This window comes from Sphingomonas canadensis, from assembly GCF_026013525.1.
Classification (GTDB): Bacteria; Pseudomonadota; Alphaproteobacteria; order Sphingomonadales; family Sphingomonadaceae; genus Sphingomonas; species Sphingomonas canadensis.
In genome coordinates this window covers 1-5,365 of record NZ_JAPDRA010000020.1, presented here as the reverse complement: position 1 = coordinate 5,365, position 5,365 = coordinate 1, and the positions used below count along the sequence as shown (strand labels likewise).

Genomic DNA, 5,365 nt, shown 5'->3' with positions numbered 1-5,365 from the left:
GCGCACTTGCATGCCTCGCCAACGCGCATTCGATCCGATCAAATACAAGCTGCGAAACCAAATCGAGCGGACCATCGACAAGCTCAAACAACTCCGGCGCATCGCAACCCGATACGACCGCATCCCGCAAAACTACCTCGCCAGCCTAGGCTTGGTCGCCCTCAGCTTCTGGTGCTGAATGTCGATTCAACCTAGCGCAAGCCAGGCAAGATTGTGCCGATCGCGGCAAGCGTGGCAATGAACACCGCGATCTGCATGAGTAACAGGACCAGCGGCCAGTAACTTCGGCGCGGAGGGCGGGATGGCGCGGTTCTCCTCAGCGTTTCCATTATCCGTTGATCGATTGTCGCTTCTATATCGGAAAGCGAAACACGAGGATCATTCGAACCAATTGGCGCAGGCGCCGGGAATCTGGGCGGAGTCGGCCACGGGTGAGGAAGAAAATCCTCGGCCGGTCGTACGACGATACCGGTGATCGGCGTGGCGCTCCGCGCCGCCTCGGCGAGGCGTAGCGAACTGGCGATATAGAGCGCCGAATAGCCTGCGGCTGAATCTTCCGCTTGTGCCGCGTCGATCAACTCGCCGGGTATCGTCCTGCTTTCGCGCGAAACGACTAGTGCTTTGGCGGGCGCATGCGGATCGAGCCCTCGATGGGGGGCAAGCGGGATCGGTGCCAATTGCTTCCGTACGGGATCGAAATCGATGCTGAGATCGAGCGTCGACAATCGCCTCGTGAAGCTCTCACGGTGCATCAATGCGGCCGCCAGACTATCGGCCGAATCGATGAGGTAGGAGACACTCGCAGTACCCGACAGGCGCTCGCCCCGGCAAAGCAGCCCGGCGCCGTAGAAGCCGCCGGGCCGGCTGCTGCCGATAGCTTCGGCGTGGCGATAAAGGCCGATCCAAGTCCAGGCCTCGCCATCCAGCAAATGGCGCGATACGCGGAGCAATTGCTCACCGGGGTCGAGACGCATCGGCTCGGGGAGCGGTACCCAGGCCTCGCATGCGCGGGCGATCGCCGGCTCGCGCCCGTCGCGCCCAACCACCAGTATCTCGAGGTCCACGGGCTTGCCGAACAGGCAGGTCAGGAACATGGACGGCTGCTCCGAAACGCGCCCGGGACGACCGGGCATTTGCTGCGCTTATTGTGATGCCGTGACGATTGCTCGATCGGGATCGGCGAGATTGGCTTGGTACCCATTGCCGAATGCAGTGCCCGTAATCCTCCAGCCGCCGCCATCGGCGGTCCGCTTCACTGTAACCGTGACGGGAACGTCGCTGAAGGAAAGATTGGGCTTCTGAACTCCGGAAACCAATATCCGGACGTCAACGCTACCCGCGCTAACCCTAGCATCCTGGACCCTCGGAGAATCATATCGCTCGTATTTGTTCGAATAGGCCGTGCCCAGCGTCTGAGCATTCTTCGCAGGCTCCCATCGCAAAGCGGCCTGCTCGAATTTGCCATTGCGCAGATCCGCGAAATAGCTGGTGACAACTTTTTCCGGCGAGGCGAACGAGTCTTCTGCCGGCAGATTTTTGGGTGGCGTGACATTGTCGGCTCCAGCCGTCTGATTCTCTACCGGCGGAGTGTTCGACGGGCGCACTATCCAGATTTGGATCTGCACGGCGATGATTAGCAGCAGCAGTACGATTGCGGCGACGGTTCCGTTTTCGAGCCATTGCCGGCGCGTGAACTGCAGGCTCGCGCCTTTCATCTGTTCGCGGAACTGCTCCTCGACCAAGGCGGGCAAGGTCTGCCGCAACTGCTCTCTTACGAGACGCTCCACCTCTCCCACTGCCACCTGGCCGTCGGAGCTCGTTGCGACCCGGGGCCTTCGCGGGTCGGTGCCGGAAGGACGGTTCGCCTGCGTTGGCGTCCATGCCCGCAACGCCGGCTCCGGAGACATTGAATCCGCGATGCCGGGGCCCGTGGAGAATACCGATTCAACCTGCTCCGGTTGTTCGGCGAGCGCAGCTTGACGCTCGGCTTCGATGCGTTCGGCTTCGAGGCGTTCGGCCTCGATGCGCTCTTCCTCCGCGCGGGCGTCGGCGATGGCCCTGGCGCGCGCCGCCTTGTATTGATTAGGGCTATATACTGCGGCTCCAGTCACTATCGCGCTGCCCTCAGCGACCCCCAATAGCCGCGGTGCCGCACTGAGATAGAGCGTGGAATCGGTGCTAAATTCGAATCCTACCTGCGCCTCGTCGATCAGAGCACCCAGCTCCTCGTCGGAAATGCCGGCGGGAATAGCGATGAACGCCTTGGCGATGCCACTGGGATCGAGCCCGGTTTCACCCTCCACCAGCGGCTGGGGATCGAGCTGGCTGCGCACCTGCGCATCGACCGAAGGATCGATCCTGGAGATCGACCGCGAAAATATGAGCGACCCTGTCGGGACAGGGTCGCCGTTTACCGCGGACCGGAGCGCCGCACCGCGGAGGGCGTCAGCAGTTTCCTTGAGATAGGCCAGCGTTTCGCTTCCCACGACGCGATCACCGGAGCAGAGCACGGCGCCGCCGTAGAAAGACGCCGCTCGGGTGCTCCCTTTTGCATAGGCCTGGCGGTACACGCCGATCCAGGTCCAGATCTGATCGCCGAGCCAGTGGCGCGATATGCGGATCAATTCTTCGCCGGGCTGGAGCGCATAAGATTCCGGAATCCCTGCCCAATCGCACGATTCCTGTGACAGCCGCGCATCGCGACCATTCGGGCCTGCGGCGACGGCTTCGATGTTCGCGAGCTTCCCGAACAGACAGGTCAGCAGCACAGGCGTTTCCTTCGCGCAAGCCGATCAGCGTCGACCGAGCATCGCATAGATCTGGTCGATGATCGATGGCTTGGGCGGCTCGACCGGCAACACTTCGGGAAAAAGATAGGGGCGTTTGCCCCAGCGCGACGCGCCCTGCCCTGCTTCGAGCGCGTTGGCGTAGATCCAGTTCCACATCGTGCGCGGATAGCGATCGAAGGTGCTGCGATGCTTTTCCGGCGGGTCGCGAACGATGCCGCCCACGATGTGCCCCGAGGCATATTGCATGAAGTAGCGGCGCCCCGAGTCGGGATCGATCGGCAGGTTCTTGAAACGCGCCCACGAAGTCGGATAGCGCTGCATGAGGATCTCGGCGACCTCGACATCCTCGACGCTCGCGAATTTCGGATCGTCCTTGAGCGGCTCCGCGAACGTGTCCCACTTCGCCAGCGTGAAGAGATGGCAATCGCGCTCGGGAAGATTGCGGTGGTATTGATATTTGACGATCGCGCCGCAAAGCCCGGTATCGCTTTCGCGCGTGCCCTCGCCGATCGTATAGGGCGCGACATAGATGACCGACGCATTGCTGCTGTAATGGGTAAGGAGATCGATTATCTCGGGCTTGAGATCCTGGAATACCGGCCCGCTATCGCCATCGAGAGGCCTGATCCAGTCGCCCCGTCCTTCGAGGAAGGCCAGCTTTACCTCTGGCCCATCGGGCGGGCGCACGTCGATCGGAATGAAATAGGGCTTTTCGACCAGTGTCGCGGGAAGCTGGGTACCCTCCGCAAAATCGCGCGTGTAGCGCTCGTAGAACATGATCGCCTGCTGATAATATTGCTCGGCGATCGTGTCGGACTGGCTGAAGATGCGCGCACCGAGCGAAATGTTGATGCGGCGATCGTTCTGGGCGAGGCAGTTGATCAGCGAGATCAGTAGTGTCGATTTGCCCGATTCTCCGGTTCCAAAGAGGATTACTGGGTGCCGGCCCGAACTGGTGATTTGTTCGGCGAAGCTCGACGCCTTGGATGCGCGGGTCGCGGCGGCGCGCGGGTCCACCTGCGGCGGCAGGGGCGGCGGAGCGGAGCGGGGCGGCTCGCTGCGAGCCTGAGGCTCGGGCTGCGCTGCGGCACCCGGCTTGGCTTGCGGTTCCTTGGGCGCCCCGGCGGGCCCGAGATGCAGCGGTGTGCGATCACTGTCACTCATGGCGAAACTCCATTGCGTTGGCGCGCGTCAGGTCGACGGGTTCACCCACAAGAATTGCGGATCGGTCATCGGAGCGCGCTTGATCCGGCCCACGAAATTCGCCGCCGCGAGCGCGACCTGCATGAACAGATAAACCAGCGCGATATCGAGCAGGATCGCCGCGAAGATATAGACCCAGGTGGTTCCATAGCCGATCCGCGAGGTCAGCGTCGGCAGCAACGAGAATACCGAGCCGAGGTTGAGCGACCGGCTGACGTCGAACTTCGCCGACGGCAGCGTTCCGGCACTTTCGGGGATGCGGCCCTCGAGGCGTGCCCGCGCATCGGCAAAAACGGTCGACGCATTTCTCAGCGCATCCTGCGCGCTACGGTAGTTCCCCTCATCGAGCGTGCCGTTCGCGCCCATTTCGAGCCCACCCTCGGCCTTCGTCAGGCTGTTCTGCACCGCCGCGATTCGCGGCCTGAGTTCGGCGAGCAGGGGATCGACGCTGTCATTGAGCAGCCCACGCGCGAGATCCTCAAGCGTCTTGTAGATCGCCTGCAGATTTGTGCTGCGGCAACTGTGTTGCTCATCCAGCCCGGCGGGAATCCTGAACTCGGGCAGAAACCCCTGAATCCTCCTGATGCTTTCCCTGGCGTTGCGACCGATCCCGCAAAGTTCGTCTCTTCTCCCTTCCGTGGTCGTGATCTCCTTTTCCAGATTACGAAGTTCCATTTCGACGCCCTGCTTGCGTACTTCATAGTCGCGCCCGCCGAGCAATTTCAGCGACGACGAATCCAACTCACGCAGCTTGATCTGGGCCATGTCGATATCGTTCTGGAGCACCGACGCGCCTTCGAACCGGTAGAAGGCGGTGTTCATCGTCCCCATCGCGCTGATGAGGAATAGAAACGGGTAGAAGAATACCCAATCGATTATCCGCTCTCCGGTGTCGTCCGAACGCATCCTGATCACTGCGCGCTGCTCACCGATGTATCGTGCCAAAACGACCGCGATTAAGGTGAGAAGAAGTGCCAAAACTCCCGCGAAGATGGGATCGCTGGCAATCGGCAGCAGGAGATGCAGCCAGCCGTAAGACACGATGATGATGAACAGCGCTACTACCGCGATCAACAGGATAAGCACAGTGCCATTGTTTCCCGGGCTCGCGGGAGTGCCGCGGGCTGACGAATCTGACATGACTGATCTTCCCCCTCTTCAATCCGTCACGGCGGGAAACCTACGTTGGAAGGTTTCACTTTTTCAATTGTGGCATCACAGCGACAGGAGTCAACTGACTCGAACACATGCTATGGATTGTGACTTGAAGCCAATCAGAGCGCTACACCTGTACGCCCTAGGGTCGAGACTCATAACCACCAAGTGACGGCGGCGGCGAGGTAGATGGCGCTGAGGAAGTTGGCGGCGAGTTT

4 protein-coding genes are annotated in these 5,365 nt (G+C 61.3%); all 4 read right to left on the bottom strand.

Annotation, left to right across the window (positions count from 1 at the left end; genetic code table 11):
- Nucleotides 1-191 precede the first annotated feature (191 nt).
- Genes OM513_RS20645 through OM513_RS20630 form a run of 4 tightly spaced genes read right to left on the bottom strand, consistent with a single transcriptional unit; the run spans nt 192 to nt 5,078 of the window.
- On the bottom strand, nt 192-1,094 hold the full coding sequence (locus OM513_RS20645) for a hypothetical protein (RefSeq protein ID WP_264946675.1): 903 nt from the start codon (nt 1,092-1,094) through the stop codon (nt 192-194).
- A gap of 48 nt (nt 1,095-1,142) precedes the next feature.
- The gene (locus OM513_RS20640; RefSeq protein WP_264946674.1) at nt 1,143-2,768 is read right to left on the bottom strand and encodes a hypothetical protein; all 1,626 of its coding nucleotides are present in this window, start codon (nt 2,766-2,768) and stop codon (nt 1,143-1,145) included.
- Nucleotides 2,769-2,792: 24 nt separating this feature from the next.
- The gene (locus tag OM513_RS20635; protein WP_264946673.1) at nt 2,793-3,953 is read right to left on the bottom strand and encodes a hypothetical protein; all 1,161 of its coding nucleotides are present in this window, start codon (nt 3,951-3,953) and stop codon (nt 2,793-2,795) included.
- 27 nt (nt 3,954-3,980) lie between these two features.
- Nucleotides 3,981-5,078 carry a hypothetical protein gene (locus OM513_RS20630; protein WP_264946672.1) on the bottom strand — a complete coding sequence of 366 codons (1,098 nt, stop codon included), beginning with the start codon at nt 5,076-5,078 and terminating at the stop codon, nt 3,981-3,983.
- Between the last annotated feature and the right edge of the window lie 287 nt (nt 5,079-5,365).